The 19,568-nt window shown below is 72.9% G+C and carries 16 protein-coding genes; 10 read left to right on the top strand and 6 right to left on the bottom strand.

Annotation, left to right across the window (positions count from 1 at the left end):
- Positions 1-73: 73 nt before the first annotated feature.
- The 3 genes from MOV08_RS13160 to MOV08_RS13150 all read right to left on the bottom strand — a co-directional run bounded on the left by MOV08_RS13160 (position 74) and on the right by MOV08_RS13150 (position 2,210).
- A complete protein-coding gene (locus tag MOV08_RS13160) occupies positions 74-982 on the bottom strand; it encodes an aminoglycoside phosphotransferase family protein (RefSeq protein WP_039632301.1) in 909 nt (302 codons plus the stop codon).
- A 50-nt stretch (positions 983-1,032) separates the two neighbouring features.
- Positions 1,033-1,536 carry a ferritin-like domain-containing protein gene (locus MOV08_RS13155; protein WP_275307580.1) on the bottom strand — a complete coding sequence of 168 codons (504 nt, stop codon included), beginning with the start codon at positions 1,534-1,536 and terminating at the stop codon, positions 1,033-1,035.
- A 158-nt stretch (positions 1,537-1,694) separates the two neighbouring features.
- Positions 1,695-2,210 carry a hypothetical protein gene (locus MOV08_RS13150; RefSeq protein ID WP_275307579.1) on the bottom strand — a complete coding sequence of 172 codons (516 nt, stop codon included), beginning with the start codon at positions 2,208-2,210 and terminating at the stop codon, positions 1,695-1,697.
- A 160-nt stretch (positions 2,211-2,370) separates the two neighbouring features.
- Here MOV08_RS13150 and rimP point away from each other — a divergent pair, with 160 nt between their 5' ends.
- The 9 genes from rimP to MOV08_RS13105 all read left to right on the top strand — a co-directional run bounded on the left by rimP (position 2,371) and on the right by MOV08_RS13105 (position 12,003).
- Positions 2,371-2,934, top strand: coding sequence for a ribosome maturation factor RimP (gene rimP / locus MOV08_RS13145; RefSeq protein WP_275307578.1), 564 nt, complete (start codon positions 2,371-2,373; stop codon positions 2,932-2,934).
- Between the two features lie 2 nt (positions 2,935-2,936).
- Positions 2,937-3,929: a transcription termination factor NusA gene (nusA, locus tag MOV08_RS13140; protein ID WP_067346538.1), complete on the top strand. Its 993-nt coding sequence runs from the start codon at positions 2,937-2,939 to the stop codon at positions 3,927-3,929.
- A gap of 129 nt (positions 3,930-4,058) precedes the next feature.
- Positions 4,059-4,337 (top strand): YlxR family protein, encoded by a 279-nt coding sequence (locus MOV08_RS13135; RefSeq protein WP_275307577.1) that lies wholly within the window; start codon positions 4,059-4,061, stop codon positions 4,335-4,337.
- Between the two features lie 178 nt (positions 4,338-4,515).
- Positions 4,516-7,605: a translation initiation factor IF-2 gene (gene infB, locus MOV08_RS13130; protein ID WP_275307576.1), complete on the top strand. Its 3,090-nt coding sequence runs from the start codon at positions 4,516-4,518 to the stop codon at positions 7,603-7,605.
- Positions 7,606-7,797: 192 nt separating this feature from the next.
- The gene (locus MOV08_RS13125) at positions 7,798-8,091 is read left to right on the top strand and encodes a DUF503 domain-containing protein (protein WP_039632291.1); all 294 of its coding nucleotides are present in this window, start codon (positions 7,798-7,800) and stop codon (positions 8,089-8,091) included.
- A 66-nt stretch (positions 8,092-8,157) separates the two neighbouring features.
- Positions 8,158-8,613, top strand: coding sequence for a 30S ribosome-binding factor RbfA (gene rbfA / locus MOV08_RS13120; RefSeq protein ID WP_016571772.1), 456 nt, complete (start codon positions 8,158-8,160; stop codon positions 8,611-8,613).
- Positions 8,610-9,587, top strand: a complete 978-nt coding sequence (gene truB / locus MOV08_RS13115) for a tRNA pseudouridine(55) synthase TruB (protein WP_275307575.1) — start codon at positions 8,610-8,612, stop codon at positions 9,585-9,587. The genes rbfA and truB overlap by 4 nt, the downstream gene beginning before the upstream one ends.
- A 294-nt stretch (positions 9,588-9,881) precedes the next feature.
- On the top strand, positions 9,882-10,988 hold the full coding sequence (locus tag MOV08_RS43830) for a hypothetical protein (RefSeq protein WP_338057158.1): 1,107 nt from the start codon (positions 9,882-9,884) through the stop codon (positions 10,986-10,988).
- Positions 10,989-11,049: 61 nt separating this feature from the next.
- Positions 11,050-12,003: a bifunctional riboflavin kinase/FAD synthetase gene (locus MOV08_RS13105; RefSeq protein WP_039632283.1), complete on the top strand. Its 954-nt coding sequence runs from the start codon at positions 11,050-11,052 to the stop codon at positions 12,001-12,003.
- A gap of 84 nt (positions 12,004-12,087) precedes the next feature.
- Here the strand turns inward: MOV08_RS13105 and MOV08_RS13100 are convergent, their stop codons facing one another.
- The 3 genes from MOV08_RS13100 to eccE all read right to left on the bottom strand — a co-directional run bounded on the left by MOV08_RS13100 (position 12,088) and on the right by eccE (position 17,168).
- Positions 12,088-14,748: an SCO5717 family growth-regulating ATPase gene (locus tag MOV08_RS13100; protein WP_275307574.1), complete on the bottom strand. Its 2,661-nt coding sequence runs from the start codon at positions 14,746-14,748 to the stop codon at positions 12,088-12,090.
- A 345-nt stretch (positions 14,749-15,093) separates the two neighbouring features.
- Positions 15,094-15,942: a hypothetical protein gene (locus tag MOV08_RS13095; RefSeq protein WP_067346524.1), complete on the bottom strand. Its 849-nt coding sequence runs from the start codon at positions 15,940-15,942 to the stop codon at positions 15,094-15,096.
- A complete protein-coding gene (gene eccE, locus MOV08_RS13090) occupies positions 15,942-17,168 on the bottom strand; it encodes a type VII secretion protein EccE (protein ID WP_275307573.1) in 1,227 nt (408 codons plus the stop codon). Before eccE ends, MOV08_RS13095 begins: the two co-directional genes overlap by 1 nt.
- Before the next feature lie 333 nt (positions 17,169-17,501).
- Between eccE and MOV08_RS13085 the strand changes: the two genes are divergently transcribed.
- The gene (locus MOV08_RS13085; RefSeq protein ID WP_275307572.1) at positions 17,502-19,169 is read left to right on the top strand and encodes a type VII secretion protein EccB; all 1,668 of its coding nucleotides are present in this window, start codon (positions 17,502-17,504) and stop codon (positions 19,167-19,169) included.
- The last annotated feature ends 399 nt before the right edge of the window (positions 19,170-19,568 follow it).

Below are 19,568 nucleotides of genomic sequence, written 5' to 3'. Positions count from 1 at the left end.
CGCAACGGCAACGGGCCGGCCGGGGCACCCGCCCCGCCGGCCCGTTCCGCTGTCCGGCGTGCCCGGTCGGCGGCTACACGTAGGCCGCGAACTCCAGCAGCGACTCGCCGCGCCGCCGGTCACCCGACACCGACTCCCGCACCCCGGCGCGCACCGCCCGGTACAGCGTCCAGTCGCGCAGCCGCTCCCGGTCCACGTCCAGCGAGTCGGCCAGTTTGGCCACCCGCCGGCGGGCCACCGCGGCCGCCCCCGACCCGGCCAGCAGATCCTCGAACCGGTCCAGCACCAACCGCGCCAGGTCGTACGCCCGCTCGCCCACCAGCGGCGCCGGCCCGACCGCCAGCCACGGCGCCCGCTCCCCGGCCAGCACCTTGCCCTGCCGAAACGCGCCGTGCAGCACGAACTCCTCCGCCGCCCCGGCCGGCAGCGACCGCCCCAGCTCCAGGGCCTCGTCCACCAGCGGCCCGGCACCCGCCGAGTCCCCGGCGGCCCGGAGCCGCTCGGCGTCCGCCGCGACCCGCTCCGCCACCGTCGCGAACGGATGCCCCGCCGGCGGCGCCACCCACAGCCGGCGCACCGTGCCGGCCGCCTCCAGCAGCGCCTTGGCCTCCGGCAGCGACCGCAGCGACACCGACCCCTGCAACCGCTCCAACAGCAGCGCGCCGCTGGCCTCGTCGGACCGCAGCAGTCGCACCGCGCCCCAGCCGTCCCACACCCGCAGCGCCGCCGCCTCCTGCGCGGCGGCCCGCCCCGGCACCGGGAACTTCAGGGCCGCCGGCGTGCCGTCCTGCTGCCGCACGAACGCCACCAGACTGCTGCTACCACCCGGCGCGTGCACCCGATCCAGCGTCAACTCCCAGGAATCCAACCGCTGTTGGACCAGTTCCGGCAGCGCCGCCAGCCAGGCCCGGACGGGGCCCTCCGGATCGCCGCCGAGCGCGCTCACCAAGCGTTGCGGCGGTTCGATGGGTGCCGTTGCCATGCCTGAGCTGTCCTTATCGTGGGGGAGTCGCCGCGGTCGCGGCCGGTCGTTCAGAGCGCGTTTGCGTCGGGGCCCGCGGCGCCCGACGGGGTGGGCGCCGCGGCCCGCTCCACGAGCCCAGGGAAGGCTACGCCGCTGCCCCGCCAGCGCACCGCGCGCACCGCCGCCTCGCGCAGCGCCGCCGCCGCCTCCTTGCGGTGCGCCCCGCCGGCGGCCCGGACCAGGTCCGCGTAGACGGCCGCCACCCGGTCCTCCAGCTCCGCGGCCAGCCGCGCCGCGGCGGGCGCGTCCGGCACCGGGAACGGCAGCTCGTAGGCGGCGGCCGCGGCCTGCGGCGCGCCGCCGAGCTCCCGCACGGTGCGGCGCAGCGCGTCCCGCCGGGCCCGATGCGCGTCGTACGCGCCCTGTGCCTCCGTACGGCGCCCGGCCCCGATCCGCCCGCCGACCACGCCGTACCCGTACACCGCGGCGTGCTCGGCCGCCAGCGCGGCCTGCGTCGCGGCCAGTTCGTCCCGGTCGCGATCCCCGTCGCGCTGCGTGCGTGTCCTCGTCATGGCCCGTTCTTTCTCTCTGGTGCGGGGGTGCGTCGCGGTCGGCTCCGCGCCCTACGTTGCGGGCTGCTGCTGTCGCCGCGTGGCGGTGGTCGGGTGGCCCGGACGGCCCAGGAGGGTGTGCCTCCTGCGCGGCGCCGGTCCCGGCGGCTCCCGCCTCACTACGCCTCGGTCAGGAGGTACGCATGGGCCGCCCCGGCGGCCGCGACCGAGGCGAGCAGCCGGGCGAGTTCGGGCGGCGCGGACACCAGCGCCGCGGTGCGGGAATCCGCGAGCGTGCGTTCGGCGTCGGCCAGCGCCGCGCGGGCGCTCCGCTCGTCGGCCGGCACGCCGGGCGCGCTGTCGGAGGCGGCGGAAGCGGTCGACGCCGTGGACGCCGTGGACGCCGAGGGCGCCGCGGACGGCGCACCGGAGGTGAACGCCTCGATGTGGTGGGCGACTTCGTCCCGGAGCACCCGCAGCCGCGCCCCCAGCCCGGGATGCGCCGCGAGCGTCGCGTCGTACCGTGCGAGCAGTGCCCTGCTGTCCCGGGCCGCGTGCGTCCGCACCCGCTCCGCGGCGGCCGAGCGCTCGGCCGCCTCCGGGGCGGGCCGGGCCTCGTCGGCGCAGCCGGAGAGCAGCGCCGCACCTCCCAGGGCGGCGCCGGCCAGCAGGGTCGTTCTGCGTGTGAGCGCCACTTTCGGCACGTTGCACTTCCCGGGGTCTTCCGTAGTGATCACCGCAGGCGAGGGTATCCGTGACCCCCCACCGAATCGTCAGTACCCCGCCGGAACCGATAGGCTTTGACCCGACACGCGACCTAACCACAACAGCACACGCGGCCGAGGAGTCACCCGGATGAGCACCACCCAGAGCGAGAGGCTGCGCGGACTGCTTGAACCGCTCGTCGCCGCGCGAGACCTGGATCTGGAAGAGATCGAGGTGACACCGGCAGGCAAGAGCCGAGTGCTGAGGATCGTGGTCGATTCCGACGAGGGCGTCCAGCTGGACGAATGCGCCGAGCTGAGCCGCGAGGCGTCCAAGGTCCTGGACGACACCGACGCGATGGGCGGCGCCCCGTACACCCTTGAGGTGACCTCGCCGGGCGCCGACCGGCCGCTGACCTCGCCGCGGCACTACCGCCGCGCCGTCGGCCGCCTGATCAAGGCCCGCCTCCACGAGGGCGGCGACCTGGTCGCACGGATTATCGCCATGGACGACAGCGGACTGGACCTCGAGGTGCCGGGCGTCAAGGGCCGCAAGCCGACCGCCCGCCGGGTCGAGTTCGCGGAGATCGCCAAGGCGCGGGTCGAGCTGGAGTTCAACCCCAGGCCCGCGCGGCCCGCCCAGCGCGAGCAGAACGACGAGATCGACAAGAACGACGAGAACGACGAGAACGACGAGAACAAGGAGGAGGCGTAGCCGTGGACATCGACATGAGTGCCCTGCGGGGTCTGGTGCGGGAGAAGGAGATCTCGTTCGACCTGCTGGTCGAGGCGATCGAGTCGGCCCTCCTCATCGCGTACCACCGCACCGAGGGCAGCCGCCGCCGGGCGCGCGTGGAGCTGAACCGCAACACCGGCCACGTGACGGTGTGGGCGAAGGAGGACCCGGAGGACCTGGAGGAGGGTGCCGAGCCGCGCGAGTTCGACGACACCCCGTCCGGCTTCGGGCGGATCGCGGCGACCACCGCCAAGCAGGTCATCCTGCAGCGGCTGCGGGACGCCGAGGAGGAGATCACGTTCGGCGAGTACGCCGGGCGGGAGGGCGATGTCGTCACCGGCGTCGTCCAGCAGGGCAAGGACCCCAAGAACGTCCTGGTCGACATCGGCAAGCTGGAGGCCATCCTGCCGGTGCAGGAGCAGGTCCCGGGCGAGGAGTACACGCACGGCACGCGGCTGCGGTCGTACGTCGTGCGCGTCGTCAAGGGCGTCCGCGGCCCCTCGGTCACCCTGTCGCGCACCCACCCCAATCTGGTGAAGAAGCTGTTCGCCATGGAGGTGCCGGAGATCGCCGACGGTTCGGTGGAGATCTCCGCCATCGCGCGGGAGGCCGGCCACCGGACGAAGATCGCGGTGCGTTCGACGCGCTCCGGGCTGAACGCCAAGGGCGCGTGCATCGGCCCGATGGGCGGCCGGGTGCGGGCCGTGATGGCCGAGCTCAACGGCGAGAAGATCGACATCGTCGACTGGTCGGACGACCCGGCCGAGCTGGTGGCGCACGCGCTGTCGCCGGCCCGGGTCAGCAAGGTCGAGGTCGTGGACATGGCGGCCCGCTCCGCGCGGGTGACGGTTCCCGACTACCAGTTGTCGCTGGCCATCGGCAAGGAAGGGCAGAACGCCCGGCTCGCGGCGCGGCTCACGGGCTGGCGGATCGACATCCGTCCGGACACCGAGCACGCGCCGGCGCAGGGCTGAGCCACCGGCACAACGGGCCGCGGCGGACGAAAAGAAGTGGTGCCGCGGCGGCCCGCGCGGAATTCTTGAGCAGCGGATCGGGCTTTACCCCATCGGGGTGGAGCGGCCGTGGGGAGGTAGACTTAAGCAGTGTCTGGCCGGACGCATGCCCGCGCATGCCCTGAGCGCACGTGTCTGGGGTGCCGGGAGCGAGCGGCCAAGGGCGATTTGCTGCGCATCGTGGAGATCGAGGGCGAGTGTGTCCCCGATCCTCGCGGTACGCTGCCCGGCCGGGGTGCTTATGTGCACCGGACACAGGTCTGCCTCGACCTGGCGGTTCGCCGCCGGGCGTTTCCCCGGGCCTACCGGGGCCGCGGCCCGTTCGACACGGCGGAGTTGCGCCGGTTCATCGAAGGGGGCGCGGGTTGAGCAGCCGGCATGGCGATAACGCACAGCAAGAAACGCACAGCGCACGGAAAACCGTGCGGTCAGGTACCTCGCGAGTCGGAAGTAGGTCGAGATTGCGATGAGCACTCGATGAGTACGCGATGAGTACGCCCATGAAGTAGCGACGGTCCGGTGGACACCCGGACCTAGAAGGAGCGAAGTGGCTAAGGTCCGGGTTTACGAACTCGCCAAGGAGTTCGGTGTTGAGAGCAAGGTCGTCATGGCCAAGCTCCAAGAACTTGGTGAATTCGTCCGTTCGGCGTCCTCGACGATCGAGGCGCCGGTTGTTCGCAAGTTGACCGACGCTTTCCAGGCGGGCAGCGGCGGCGGCCGTTCCGCCGGCAAGCCCGCGGCGCCGCGCAAGTCGGCCCCCGCGAAGCCGTCCGCGCCCACTCCGGCGCAGGCGGCGCGTCCGGCTGCCCCGAAGCCGGGCGCCCCCAAGCCGGGCCCCGCGGCCCCGGCTGCCCCGGAGGCCCCGGCTGCTCCGGCAGCCCCGGAGGCCCCGGTGACCCCCGTGGCTTCCAAGCCTGCCGCCGGCCCCACCCCGGGTCCGCGGCCTGCCCCGGCCCGTCCGGCGGCGCCCAAGCCCGGCCCGGCCGCGCCCGCGCAGCCGGAGTTCCAGGCCCCGCCGTCGCCGGCCCCCGCAGCCCAGGGCCCCCGCCCGAGTGCTGCTCCGGGCCCGCGTCCCGGCGGCCGTCCCGCGCCCGGCCAGGGCCAGTCGCGCGGCAATGCCCCGCGTTCCGGTGGCCAGTCGGCGCGTCCCGGTGGGCCCCGTCCGGCCGGTCCGCGCCCGGGCAACAACCCCTTCACCTCCGGTGGCTCCACGGGCATGGCCCGTCCGCAGGCCCCGCGGCCCGGTGGCGCCCCGCGTCCCGGCCAGCCCGGTCCCCGTCCGCAGGGCGGCGGCCAGGGTGGTCCGCGTCCGCAGGGTGGCGGCCAGGGCGGCGCGCGTCCGACCCCCGGTGCCATGCCGCGTCCGCAGGGTGCGGCGCCCGGTGGTGCCCCGCGTCCCGGCGGCGGTAACCGCCCGAACCCGGGCATGATGCCGCAGCGTCCGGCTGCCGGCCCGCGTCCGGGCCCCGGCGGCGGCGGTCGCGGTCCCGGCGGTGCCGGTCGCCCCGGTGGCGGCGGCGGTCGTCCCGGTGGCGGCGGTGGCTTCGCCGGTCGTCCCGGTGGCGGCGGCGGTGGCGGTCGTCCGGGTGGCGGCGGCGGTTTCGCCGGTCGTCCCGGTGGCGGCGGTCCCGGTGGTGCCGGTGGTGGCGGCGGCTTCGGCGGTCGTCCCGGCTTCGGCGGTCGTCCGGGTGGTCCCGGTGGCCGTGGTGGCACGCAGGGTGCGTTCGGCCGTCCCGGCGGTCCGGCGCGTCGTGGCCGCAAGTCGAAGCGGCAGCGCCGCCAGGAGTACGAGGCCATGCAGGCCCCGTCCGTGGGCGGCATCATGCTGCCGCGCGGCAACGGCCAGACCGTTCGCCTCTCGCGCGGTGCCTCGCTGACGGACTTCGCGGAGAAGATCAACGCCAACCCGGCGTCGCTGGTCCAGGTCATGCTGAACCTGGGCGAGATGGTCACCGCGACCCAGTCCGTCTCCGACGAGACGCTGCAGCTCCTCGCCGGCGAGATGAACTACAACGTCGAGATCGTCAGCCCGGAGGAGGAGGACCGCGAGCTGCTCGAGTCCTTCGACATCGAGTTCGGCGAGAACGAGGGCGGCGAGGAGATGCTGGCCTCGCGTCCGCCGGTGGTGACCGTCATGGGTCACGTCGACCACGGTAAGACCCGCCTGCTGGACGCGATCCGCAAGACCAACGTGGTCGCGGGCGAGGCCGGTGGCATCACCCAGCACATCGGTGCCTACCAGGTCACGACCGAGGTCAACGACGAAGAGCGTCGCATCACCTTCATCGACACCCCGGGTCACGAGGCGTTCACCGCCATGCGTGCCCGCGGTGCGAAGTCGACCGACATCGCGATCCTCGTGGTGGCGGCCAACGACGGTGTCATGCCGCAGACGATCGAGGCCCTGAACCACGCCAAGGCGGCCGACGTGCCGATCGTGGTCGCGGTCAACAAGATCGACGTCGAGGGCGCCGACCCGACCAAGGTGCGCGGTCAGCTGACCGAGTTCGGCCTGGTGGCCGAGGAGTACGGCGGCGACACCATGTTCGTCGACATCTCCGCCCGCCAGGGCACCAACATCGAGCAGCTGCTCGAGGCCGTCGTCCTCACCGCGGACGCCGCCCTCGACCTGCGGGCCAACCCCGACCAGGACGCCCAGGGCATCGCGATCGAGGCCCACCTCGACCGCGGCCGCGGCGCCGTGGCGACCGTCCTGGTCCAGCGCGGTACCCTCCGCGTCGGCGAGACGATGGTCGTGGGCGACGCCTACGGCCGGGTCCGCGCGATGCTCGACGACAAGGGCAACCACGTCGAGGAAGCGGGTCCGTCGACCCCCGTCCTGGTCCTGGGTCTGACCAACGTCCCGGGCGCCGGCGACAACTTCCTGGTCGTCGACGAGGACCGTACGGCGCGCCAGATCGCCGAGAAGCGTGCGGCGCGCGAGCGCAACGCCGCGTTCGCCAAGCGCACCCGCCGGGTGTCCCTCGAGGACCTCGACAAGGTGCTCAAGGCGGGCGAGGTCCAGCAGCTCAACCTCATCATCAAGGGCGACGCGTCCGGTTCGGTCGAGGCCCTGGAGTCCTCGCTGCTCCAGCTCGACGTCGGCGAAGAGGTCGACATCCGGGTGCTGCACCGCGGCGTCGGTGCGGTCACGGAGTCCGACATCAACCTGGCGTCCGGCTCCGACGCGATCGTCATCGGCTTCAACGTGCGGGCCGAGGGCCGCGCCACGCAGATGGCCGAGCGCGAGGGCGTCGACGTCCGGTACTACTCGGTCATCTACCAGGCGATCGAGGAGATCGAGGCGGCCCTCAAGGGCATGCTCAAGCCGGAGTACGAAGAGGTCGAGCTCGGTACGGCAGAGATCCGCGAGGTCTTCAAGTCGTCCAAGCTGGGCAACATCGCGGGTGTGCTCATCCGCTCCGGCGAGGTCAAGCGGAACACCAAGGCGCGCCTCATCCGCGACGGCAAGGTGGTCGCGGAGAACCTCAACATCGACGGTCTGCGCCGCTTCAAGGACGACGTCACCGAGATCCGCGAAGGCTTCGAGGGCGGTATCAACCTCGGCAACTTCAACGACATCAAGGTCGACGACGTCATCGCGACGTACGAGATGCGGGAGAAGCCGCGCGGCTGATCTTGCAGTAGTCCGCCCGGTGTGCGGTCCACCAGGAACGGTGGCCGGGCGGCGGGCGGGCCGGGGCCGGTCGGCGGGAATATCCGTCGATCGGCCCCGGTCGTTCCGTGTACGGTTCGAACTGACACGCACGCCTCCGGCCGACGCCGGGAGGCACCCCGAAGGCCCCACGGGTGGCTTGACCCGTCTTGCATGTACGTAGGGACGTTGTCCTTCGACCTGCTTCTCGGCGACGTACGGTCGCTGAAGGAGAAGCGCTCCGTCGTCCGCCCGATCGTCGCCGAGCTGCACCGCAAGTACGCGGTGAGCGTCGCGGAGGTGGGAGACCAGGACCTGTACCGCAGGGCCCGTATCGGCCTGGCGGTGGTGTCCGGGGACGCCGGACACCTGACGGACGTCATGGACCGCTGCGAGCGCCTGGTCGCCGCACGGCCCGAAGTGGAGCTGCTGTCCGTACGCCGGCGGCTGCACGGCGACGACGACTGAACCGGGCGACCGGCGGGTCGTCGCCGGTGGAAGCACAATTGTGGAAAACAAGAAGGAGACGGACCAGTGGCCGACAATGCGCGGGCGAAGAAGCTGGCGGACCTCATCCGGGAGGTGGTCGCCCAGAAGTTGCAGCGCGGCGTCAAGGACCCGCGGCTCGGCACGCACGTGACCATCACCGACACCCGGGTCACCGGTGACCTTCGGGAGGCGACGGTCTTCTACACGGTCTACGGAGACGACGAGGACCGGGCCAGTGCCGCCGCCGGGCTGGAGAGCGCCAAGGGCGTGCTCCGCTCCGCGGTCGGTGCGGCGGCCGGCACCAAGTTCACGCCGACGCTGACGTTCGTCGCGGACGCCCTGCCGGAGAACGCCCAGACGATCGAGGACCTGCTCGACCGGGCCCGGGCCTCGGACGCCCAGGTGCGCCAGGCGTCGTCGGGCGCCAAGTACGCCGGTGAAGCGGACCCGTACCGCAAGCCGGGCGGCGACGAGGACGACGAGGACGCAGCGGCAGAATGAAGCGGCAGAGCAACAAGCCCATCGAGGAGGGCGAGCGCGCAGCGCTCTCTGGCAAGGGTGGTGGGCGACGGGCGGGCCTTGTCATCGTCGACAAGCCGTCCGGCTTCACTTCGCACGACGTCGTGGCGAAGATGCGCGGGATGGCCCGTACCCGACGGGTCGGGCACGCCGGCACCCTCGACCCGATGGCGACCGGTGTCCTGGTCCTCGGCCTGGAGCGGGCCACCAAGCTGCTGGGGCACCTCGCGCTGACGGAGAAGGAATACGTCGGGACGATCCGGCTGGGTCAGACCACGATCACCGACGACGCCGAGGGCGAGATCACCGCGTCCAAGGCGGCGCACGGCCTGGCCCGGGAGGACATCGACGCCGGGGTCGCCGAGCTCACCGGCGCGATCATGCAGGTGCCGTCCAAGGTCAGCGCCATCAAGATCGACGGCAAGCGCTCCTACAAGCGGGTGCGGGACGGCGAGGACGTGGAGATCCCGGCCCGGCCGGTCACCATCTCCTCGTTCGTGGTGCACTCCGTGCACGAGTCCGAGGCCGACGACGGCACCCCGGTGACCGACGTGCTGGTCTCCGTCGTCTGCTCCTCCGGCACCTACATCCGCGCCCTCGCCCGTGACCTGGGCGCCGGGCTCGGCGTGGGTGGCCATCTGACGGCGCTCCGCCGCACCCGGGTCGGCCCGTACAAGCTCGACCAGGCGCGGACGCTGGAGCAGCTCCAGGCGGCGGTGGACGACCCCGAGGGCGACGGTCTGCCGGTCATGCCCCTCGGGGACGCCGCGGCCGCCGCGTTCACCCGCTGGGACGTCCCCGAGGCGCAGTCCCGGCTGCTGCTGAACGGTGCGCGGGTCCCGATGCCGCTCTTCGAGGGCGACGGCCCGGTGGCGGCCTTCGGGCCGGACGGGACGTTCCTGGCGCTGGTGGAGAACCAGGGCGGGCGGGCCAAGAGCCTGGCGGTCTTCGCCTAGGTCGTGTCCGCGCCGTCCCGTCGTCCTTCCGGAGGGCGGGACGGGCGCCGGACCCGGGCGGGCCGCCCCGGCCCGACCTCCGCGTGCTTCGGGGGAGTGGTGGAACGCGGGCCGTGCGGATGGGCGCGGAGCGTTCGGCCCGCGCTCCACCATCCCCCTCGCCAAGACTCTGTCCAGCGCGTTCTCATGATTCACCCCACCGAGCAGGCGCTCGGAGTGAATCACGGCGCGGAAGGGGGCGCGTTCGCCGTGCGCCCTGTCGCGAAGATCACTGTCTGTCTACCGTCGTCGCCCATGAGCACGCACGGTAACGGGTGGGGAGGTTCGCGGATGGTGGTGCTGGACGCCGACACAGAGGCGTACGAGGACGTGTACGGGGGGCTCGACAGGGGCGCGTACGGAAGCGCGGGCGGGTGGCCCCGCGCAGGTGCTCACGGTGTGGCCGGTTCGGCCGGCGGTGACCGCGTGGAGGAGCAACTTCCCGTCGAGTGGCGGGAGTTGGTGGGGGCCGCGACCGGGGCGGCGGCCGGTGGCGCGGCGGCCGGCCGGCTGAGCGGGGTCCTGCTGGGGGTGCCGGACGCCACGCCGTATCTGGGCGTGCTGCGGCTGCTCGCCGACCGGATCACCGAGCGGGCGGCAGCGGCGGGCGGCTTCGCGGGCACCGGGCTGGAGGTCTTCGGGCCGGTGTTCTGGCGGTGCCTGGCGCTGGCCGCGGCGGACCGGCTGGAACTGCTGCGCCGACTGCTGCCGGCCGACGGGCCGCGTCCGGCCGCGCGGGCCGGGCGGCCGTCGCGGTCCTTCGCCCGGCCGCCGCGGGTCCGGGTGCACGCCGCCGACGCGGGGGCGGACGGGCGCGCGGACGACAGGTGGGTGGACGCCCGGCCAGGGGCCGACGGCGATCCCGCGGGGCCGCCCGAAGGGGGCGCAGAAGCGTTCCGCCCGGGCGCCGCGGAGCTCCGCCCCGGGCGGTTCCTGGACCTGGTGGCGGAACTGCTCAAGGCCGACCCCGAGCGGATCCAGCCGCTGCTGTGCGACTGGTTCGACGACACCCGCCCGCTCCGGACGGCACCCGCCGCGCCCCATGTGATCACCGTCGCGGACGCCGCGCAGGCCCTGTTGCACACCCATCGCGCCCGGGCGCTGGACGCCCTCGTCGAGACGCTCGCCCGGGCCGCCCACCCCCGGGCCGTGGAGCTGCTGGACGCGCTCGCCGAGGACGAGCCGGCGGCGCTGCGGCGGGCCGCGGCGGGCCGGGGGAGCGGTGCTCGGGGACCGGTGCCGGGCCCGCAGGGCACCGCGGCGGAAACCGGCCGATGGCCGGACGGCCCCGCGGCGTGGCCGATGCAACAGCGGCCAGGCCACCCTTCGCGCGAACCCGCGCTCCCGGCATGGCAGTCTTAGACCTGCGCCATGCCGAAATGGCGCAGTGGACGGACAAGAGTTCGGGCGAGGAGCGGGCACAGTGCAGCGCTGGCGTGGCTTGGAGGACATCCCCGAGGGTTGGGGACGCAGCGTCGTCACCATCGGCTCGTACGACGGAGTGCACCGCGGCCACCAATTGATCATCGGGCGGGCGGTGGCCCGTGCCCGTGAGCTGGGGATCCCCGCCGTGGTCGTCACCTTCGACCCGCACCCGAGCGAGGTGGTCCGCCCCGGCACCCATCCGCCGCTGCTGGCGCCGCACCACCGGCGGGCCGAGCTGATGGCCGACCTGGGCGTGGACGCGGTGCTGGTGCTCCCGTTCACCAAGGAGTTCTCCCAGCTGGCGCCCGCCGACTTCGTGGTGAAGGTGCTGGTCGACAAGCTGCACGCGCAGGTCGTCGTCGAGGGCCCGAACTTCCGCTTCGGCCACAAGGCCAAGGGCACCGTCGAGACCCTCGCCGAGCTGGGCCGGACCTACGACTACACGGTGGAGGTCATCGACCTCTTCGAGCGCGGCACCGCGGGCGACGGCGAGCCGTTCTCGTCCACGCTGGTCCGCCGTCTGGTCGCCGAGGGCGACGTGGCGGGCGCGCGCGAGGTCCTGGGCCGGCCGCACCGGGTCGAGGGCGTGGTCGTCCGCGGGGCGCAGCGCGGCCGCGAACTGGGCTTCCCCACCGCCAATGTGGAGACCCTGCCGCACACCGCCATCCCGGCCGACGGGGTCTACGCGGGGCTGCTGCACGTCGAGGGCGAGGCGATGCCGGCGGCCGTCTCGGTGGGCACCAACCCGCAGTTCGACGGCAAGGTGCGCACGGTGGAGGCGTACGCCATCGACCGGGTCGGGCTCGACCTGTACGGGCTGCACGTCGCCGTGGACTTCCTCTCCTACATCCGGGGCCAGGAGAAGTTCGACACCCTCGATGCGCTGCTGGAGCGGATGGCGGTCGACGTGAAGCAGGCCCGCGGGCTGATCGCCGATTCCGGACTGGTCTGACGCACCGGGCGCCCGCACACGGCGCACAAAGGGGCGGGGCCCGGCAGTCAACTGCCGGGCCCCGCCCCTTCGTTCATGCCGCGCTCACTGCGGCGGCGGCTGCTGCGTCCAGCCGCCCTGCTCCGGCAACGGCGCGTCCGGGGCGGGCTGTTGCTGCCAGCCGGCCGGCGGCTGCGCGGGGGGCTGCTGCTGCCAGCCACCCTGCTGCGGCGGGTAGCCGGCCGGCGGCTGCCCCTGCTGCGGGACCTGCTGCTGCGCCTGCTGGGCGTACTGCTGCTGGGCGTACGGGTCCTGGTGCTGCGCGTACGGGTCCTGCTGGGCCTGTTGGGCGTACGGGTCGCCGCCCATCTGCTGCTGGCCCATCTGCGCCTGGGCGTACATCCCCTGCGCCTGCTGCTGGCGCGCGAAGTCCTCGGCGACCAGGGCGGAGAGGTTGAAGTACGCCTCGCGGGTCTTCGGCCGCATCATGTCGAGGTCCACCTCGGCGCCGGCGGCGAGGTGCTCGTCGAAGGGCACCACGACGACGCCGCGGCAGCGGGTCTCGAAGTGCGACACGATGTCCTCGATCTTGATCATCTTGCCGGTCTCACGGACCCCGGAGATGACCGTGATGCCGCGCTGGACCAGGTCGGCGTAGCCGTGCGCGGAGAGCCAGTCCAGGGTGGTGCTGGCGCTGCTCGCACCGTCCACGGACGGGGTCGAGATGATGATCAACTGGTCGGCGAGGTCGAGGACGCCGCGCATCGCGCTGTAGAGCAGACCGGTGCCCGAGTCGGTGAGGATGACCGGGTACTGCTTGCCCAGGATGTCGATCGCGCGCCGGTAGTCCTCGTCGTTGAACGTCGTGGAGACGGCCGGGTCGACGTCGTTGGCGAGGATCTCCAGGCCCGAGGGGGCCTGCGAGGTGAACCGGCGGATGTCCATGTAGCTGTGCAGGTGCGGGATGGCCTGCACCAGGTCGCGGATGGTCGCCCCGGTCTCGCGGCGGACCCGTCGGCCGAGCGTGCCGGCGTCCGGGTTGGCGTCGATCGCCAGGATCTTGTCCTGCCGCTCGGAGGCCAGGGTGGCGCCCAGCGCGGTGGTCGTCGTGGTCTTGCCGACGCCGCCCTTGAGGCTGATCACCGCGATCCGGTAGCAGGAGAGCACCGGCGTACGGATCAGCTCCAGCTTGCGCTGGCGCTCCTCCATCTCCTTCTTCGCGCCCAACTTGAACTTGGACGGCTGGGCGTTGGCACCCGGCTTGCGCTTCTTGGGCTGGTTGCGCAGCAGGCGGTCGGAGGTCAGCTCGACCGCGGCGCTGTAGCCCAGCGGCGCACCCGGGGTGGCCCGCTGCGGCTGCTGCTGGCCCGGCTGGGAGTACTGGGCGTAGTTGGCCGCCGCGTTGGGGTCGCCGAACTGCTGGCCGGGGGGCTGCTGTTGCTGTCCCGGCTGGCCCTGGTGACCCTGCTGCACCGGCTGCCCCTGCTGGGGGTAGCCGGGCTGGGCCTGCTGCGGCTGCTGGGCTTGCTGGGGCTGCTGCGGGTAGCCCTGCTGCGGATAGCCGTAAGCGGGCTGCTGCGGCTGGGCGTTGGGCTGCGGCTGGGCCTGCTGCGGCTGCTGGGGCTGCGGCTGGGCCTGCTGGGGGTAGCCGTACGCGGGCTGCGGATAGCCGTAGCCGCCCTGCTGCTGCGGATAGCCGGCCTGCTGCGGCTGCTGCGGATAACCCTGCTGCTGCGGCGGCTGGGCCTGCTGAGGCTGGACCTGCGGCTGTGGCTGCTGCTGGGGATGCGCCTGCTGGGGCGCGGCCGGCGGCTGCTGACCGGCCTGCGCCTGCGCCATGCGCGGGTCGGCGGGCTGGAACTCCGGCGGCAGCGGCGGCAGTCCGCCCTGTGCCGGGGCGCCCTGACCGGGCACGCCCGGCTGCTGCCCGTCCGCACCGGCCCACGGCGCACCCTGCGCGGGAACGCCGTGCGGCGCCCCCTGCTGCGGCGGCATGGCCTGCGGGGCCTGCGGGGCCTGTGCGGCCTGCGGGGCGACGCCCTGCTGCGGCACACCCGCGACCGGGGCCTGCTGCTGCGGCGGCAGCGGCTGGGCCGGCGGCTGTCCCTGGACGGGCTGTGCAACCGGCTGGGCGGCCGCTGCGGCGGCTGCCGCGGCCGCGGCGGAGGCATCCGGCCCGGGAGCCGGCGCGGGCTGTCCCTCGGGCGCCGGGGCGGCGTCCACGGGGGCGGCCGGCGCGGCCTCCGGCTGCGGCTGCGGTGCCGCGGCGGCCTGCGTCTCGGGCGCCGCCGGCGCGTCGTCCTCGTCGTCGTCCCAGAGGGAGGCCGAGGGGTCCGGCCCGGTGCCGGAACGGACGTTGGCGTCGTCGTCGGCCGCGGCGGGGCCGGCGGCACCGGCGGCCACGGGAGCCGACGGACCGTCGGACGTAGCGGCCGGGGCGTCGGCGCCCGCGTCCTGCGGACGCAGCGTCGGGAAGCCGGGAGGCGCGGTCGGATCGGGCGCGGACTGCTGCGGCACGCCGGGGACCGGGGCGCCCTGGGCGGGCGGCCCGGACAGCGGCTGGCCGGTCGGCGGCGGGGTCGCGCTCTGAGCGCCCGCGGGCGGCGTCGCGGGGGAGACCGCGATGCCCGCACCACCACTGGTGTCGTTGCTGCCGTACCAGGCCGGAGCCGCGAAATCGATCTTGAACTCACCGGTCAGGTCGAACTCGGACTGGTCGTCGTCAGGATCGTTCCCGTCCGGGCGGAAAGCCTCCTGGTCTCTCACTGTGCCTCCTGGTCTACTGCAACGCACCTGAACGGCAGGACCGGATACAGGCGGATCGATCGGATGTATCGGAAGTCGGAGCACGCCACCCGGGGTTGCGCCACCACTGCTAAGTCTCCATCCCCGTATCGACTGCCGTCGTGCACTGCCGATGTGATGTGCTTCTGCGGCTCTCCCCACAGCCTAATCAACAGTCGGCCCATAACGGCAGTCGATGCCATGTCGTCTTCAAGCCCGGTCGCACGCCTACGGGCGCACCCGTGGGTGCGCCCGTAGCTCGTGTCCGGCGGCCGGTGGTGCAACGGGCGCACGCGGCGCCCGCGGACAACCGGCCGGTGTGGGCGGTCAGTCCATGCGGCGCGGGCCGCCCAGCAGGTTGGTCTCCGCCTCGGTCGGCTGGGTCATGACGAACTGGTGGTCGCCGTCCCGACGGCACCACAGCATGGCGTTGTCGCTCAGCGTCGGCAGCACCGCGCCGACGTTCTCCGGCAGCCGCATGATCCGCGTCACAACCTCCGCCTCTTCGGGCGAGAGCCGCTGCAGACCGACCAGGTCCGCCCGGCCGAGCATCTGCGGCGAGCGGGGGCCGAGGAACGGCAGCACCGTCAGCACGGTCTGCCAGGGGCTCGGCGCCAGCTGGTTGCGCGGCGGGCGCGCGCCCATGTCGCGGACGACCAGAACGGGGCTGGAAACCGACGGTCCCTGCGGTGCGATCTGGCGCACGTCGAAGACCGAGACGCACTGCTGACCGCCGCCGGCGGCCTGTGCCATCTGGCCCCAGGCCGGCGGCCGGGCGGTCTCCACCGCGACCCGGGCGCCGGTGGCGACCGTGCGCAGCGCCAGCACCTGCGCCATCCACATGCTGCCGACCAGCACGATCTCCATCGGCGCGGGACGCACCAGGCTCAGCACGGCGGGCTGGTTCTGCGGGTCGATGCCGATGATGACGCCGTCGTCGCCGACCGGCAGGGTCAGTGCCGCGAGCGACTCGGCGGTCAGCACGTGCGGGTTGCGCCGCGGGCCGCGCAGACCGTAGCCCGGCCGCGGCTTCGGCCCGGTCGGCCCGGACTGGTCCTCGTCCGGACGCGGCTGGTGCGAGGGCCGCCGCGCGCCGTCGGCGGGACCGCCGGTCGGAGGGTTGCGCCAGCCGCTGCCGCTGACGTTGACACGGGGCTGATACGTGGGAGTGCCCATCAGCGGGTACCTCCGAGGGGAAGCGTGGCCAGCAGGCCGGGGAGCTGCTCGCGGTCGAGGCGGACCAGCCCGACCTTGACCGAGCCGGAACGGCGCTCCAACTCGTCCTGCGCGGCGGAGAGTTCGTTGTCACTACGGGTCGACAGCCGGATGTAGCCGGAGATGGCCGGCAGTCGGCCGCCGCCGTGCGTCGCGGTCAGCGCGAAGGTGCTGGCCATCGCCCGGGTGCTGGTCAGCAGCTGGGTGATGGCGGCCAACGGCGCGCCGCCCAGGCCGAGTTGGGGCCACCGGCCGATCCAGTACGTGGTGTGCCAACGGTCGTCGCAGCGCATCGCGCGGGTGGTCTCCTGGGTGCGGCGGGCGGCCCGGCCGTCCCGGCCCATCGCGCCGTTCGCGGCCCGCGGGCTGACGCACACCGCGGTGCCGACCGCGGCCACCACCTCGCGCTCGTCGAGCACCTTGGCGCGCACGCCGAGCGAGGTGAGGCGGCTGACGAGCTGGTCGGCGGCGCGCAGCAGGGAGCGCTGGGCGCCGTCCATGCCGCCGCCGCGGGCCTCGATCGCCTCTGCGCACAGCTCCGGGTCCAGCTTCAGCGCGATCCAGGTCAGCTGGACCGCCGGGGTCTGCGACTGGGCCTGCAGCGGCGCGTAGGAGCGGGCCGCGACCGCCTGCTCGGGCAGGTGCGGCGCCGGGGCGGGCTGGGTGTACTGGACGAACTGCACCGACTCCAGGTGGATGTCCTCGACGTCCAGTGCGGTGTGCAGCACCTCCAGCGGGACCATGTGGCTGCCGCGCTGCGGCCGCAGCGGTTCGTCGCGGGCGTCCACCTGGACGATCGCGGTGAGGAACGTGCCGTCGCCGACGAAGCCGATGTTCCGCTGCTCGTTGTCGGTGTACTCGTAGGTGCGCAGCGCCGGTTCGCACTCCACCAGGGGGGCGAAGGCGGGGTCGACGCCCTGGGTGGCGGCGAGGTTGTCGCCGGCGTTCTTGCTGCGGCGGTTCATCGCGCGCACGGTGGTGATCCACTCGGGCAGCGGGATCTTCCGGCGCCGGCCCAGCGCGAAGACGACGAGGACGACCGCCAGCACACCGGCAACGGTCAGCGCCACCGCGTTGTGCATCGACAGGCCCACCAGCACCAGCGCCGCGGCGAGTTCGATGATGGCCAGCTGCTGGACCCGGACGCCGCCGATGGTTCCGGCCTGCTGACGAAGCCGGGGCGACACCGGCCCGGCCGCGGCCCGACCGCCACTTCCTGCATTGCCCGGAGCTGTACCGTTTTGGCCCCCATTTCCCGCGTTCTGCGGTGCAGCGGAAGGCTGTTGCTGCTGTTGCCGCCCATTGCGGCGTCGAGCCCTGGTGGCGCTGGACATCCCCCGGCCTGCTCCTCTACTGGTGGTGTGCCTTAGGCGAATCGGCTGCCGCTTCTCGGACTGGTGCGTTGGAAGGTGGCACCCGTACCGTACGGCTCGATCGATACACGGCATAGTAGAGGGCGCTACGGCGTGAGTGCCGGGGGCGGTCGATGTGGATCCAACAGGCGGGGAGAGAAAGCAACAATGGCATCACGTCGGGACGAGCTGAATGCGTATTCGTTCGCTCGAAAGCGCACGAATGCGGCATTTCTGAAGCCGCTGCCGAACGGCTCGATCGAAAGCGCGCCCAAGCCGCTGAAGGCGGTGTTGCCCAGCGTGGTGATGGGGGTCGTGATGCTCGTGGGATTCGGGGCCTGCGGCATCGTCAAGCCGGTTGCCCCGCCCGGATGGGACAAGGTGGGAGCAAATGTCCTCGTCGGTGATGAATCCACCACACGCTATGTCGTTCTGCCGAGCAAGGACGCAAACGGCCAAAAGCAGAATCTGCTGCACCCCGTTCTGAATCTCGCCTCGGCCAAGCTTCTTCTCGACCCGAAGAAGTTCCAGGTCGTCAAGGTCAAGGAATCGGAGCTGGACGGAAAGCTGGCGCACGGCCCGGCCGTCGGCATCCCGTACGCCCCGGACCGACTGCCCACCGCGAAGACGGTCGACCAACCGAAGACCTGGGCGGTGTGCGACCGCCCCGGCAGCGGCGAGAACAGCAAGAGCCAGCAGGCCGTCTTCGTCCTCGACGGCAAGGACAAGCTGGACATCGACAACACCAAGAAGGGCAAGCTCGACTTCCACCAGGCCCTGTACGTCGAGGACCCCGACGGGGTGCCGTGGCTGGTGGACAGCAACGGGTTCGCGTTCCAGATGATCGCCGACGTGGTTCAGGGGATGAGGGAGGCGAAAGCCGGCCTGAAGCACGCCGACGTCGAGGCGGACCGCACCCTGCGGCGGATCGTCTTCGGCTCCCAGGCGGAACCGCAGAAGGTCTCCGCCGAGTTCATGAACACGCTGATCAAGAGCCCGTTCCCGATCGGCATGCCGACCATGGACAACGCGGGTAAGCCGTACCCCTTCGACGACGTCCCGGCCGCGGCGCGCAAGGTCGGCTCGATCCTCCAGGACGGCAACGGTCAGAAGTACGTGGTCCAACTCAACGGAGTCTCACAGGTCAGCAACTTCGTGGCCAACCTCCTGGAGCAGGGCCCCAACGCGGCGGCCGTGAACGGCAGCAGCGGCAAGGCGCTGCAACCGATCAACGTCGCCACCGGAAGCATCACCCACCCCAGGCTGGGCACCGACAACCGCCCGTTCGTCTTCGCCGGCAAGATTCCGGGCACGGACCTGGACAACCCGTGGCCCAAGGAGACCGTCACCGCGGCCAACGACTTCACGCACGGCTCCCAGACCGGCGGCCTGGGCGCGCCCACGTCGAACGGTGTCTCCTGCAGCGTCTACAAGGGCACGAACAACAAGTACCCGGGCGTCGAACAGCTCGGCTACCCCAACGGGCTCCCGAGCATGGGCACCTGGGTCGGCAAGGACTACCCGGCCAAGATCGCCCCGGGTGCCTCGACCTACGTCACCCCCGGCAGCGGCCTGCTGTACGAGCAGGTCGCCAACCCCAAGGCGAACTCCGGCAGCCTCTTCCTGGTCACCGACACCGGCCTGCGCTACTCGATCCCGCGGAACAACGACTCCGCCTCCAAGGCCGGTAACGACAAGCAGGAGCAGGACCAGGCGCAGATCCACCTCGGCTACGGCGACGCGCACCCGCCGCTCATGCTGGAGGCGTGGTCGAAGCTGCTCTCCGCGGGGCCGCAGCTGGACGTCGCGAGCGCGAGCAAGCCGCAGGCGTCCTAGGGCCGGGGGGCCGCTGTCGGCCACTCTCGGACCGTATGAGGCCGCGCCGGGCACCCTTCACGGGGGCGCCGGGCGCGGCCTCTTTGCCGTCGCCCCCGTGTGCCGCACTGCGCCCCGCCGGGGCGGCCTGTCCACTGCCGGCGCGCAGGCCCCGCGACGCGCCCCCGGTGGCCGCCGACGCCACCGCGCGACCGCTCCCGGACGCCGTCACACCCTCCCGGAGCCGCCAACATCTCCCCGGAACCTTCACTACCGCCTGACCGAAACCACCCCATCTGCCCGTTTCCACCGAACGGCGGTTTCCTGCCGCCCAGTTGACATTGTTGTGATCCCGTCACAACAGCCGTCCCCCTGTTGGGAACAGACGTGTGGAGTAGGTAATGTGGCGGGAGGCGTCAG

The organism is Streptomyces yunnanensis, from assembly GCF_029011865.1.
GTDB lineage: Bacteria > Actinomycetota > Actinomycetes > Streptomycetales > Streptomycetaceae > Streptomyces > Streptomyces yunnanensis.
Note: the sequence above shows the minus strand (reverse complement) of the source record. Positions and strands in the feature narration are given on the sequence as shown.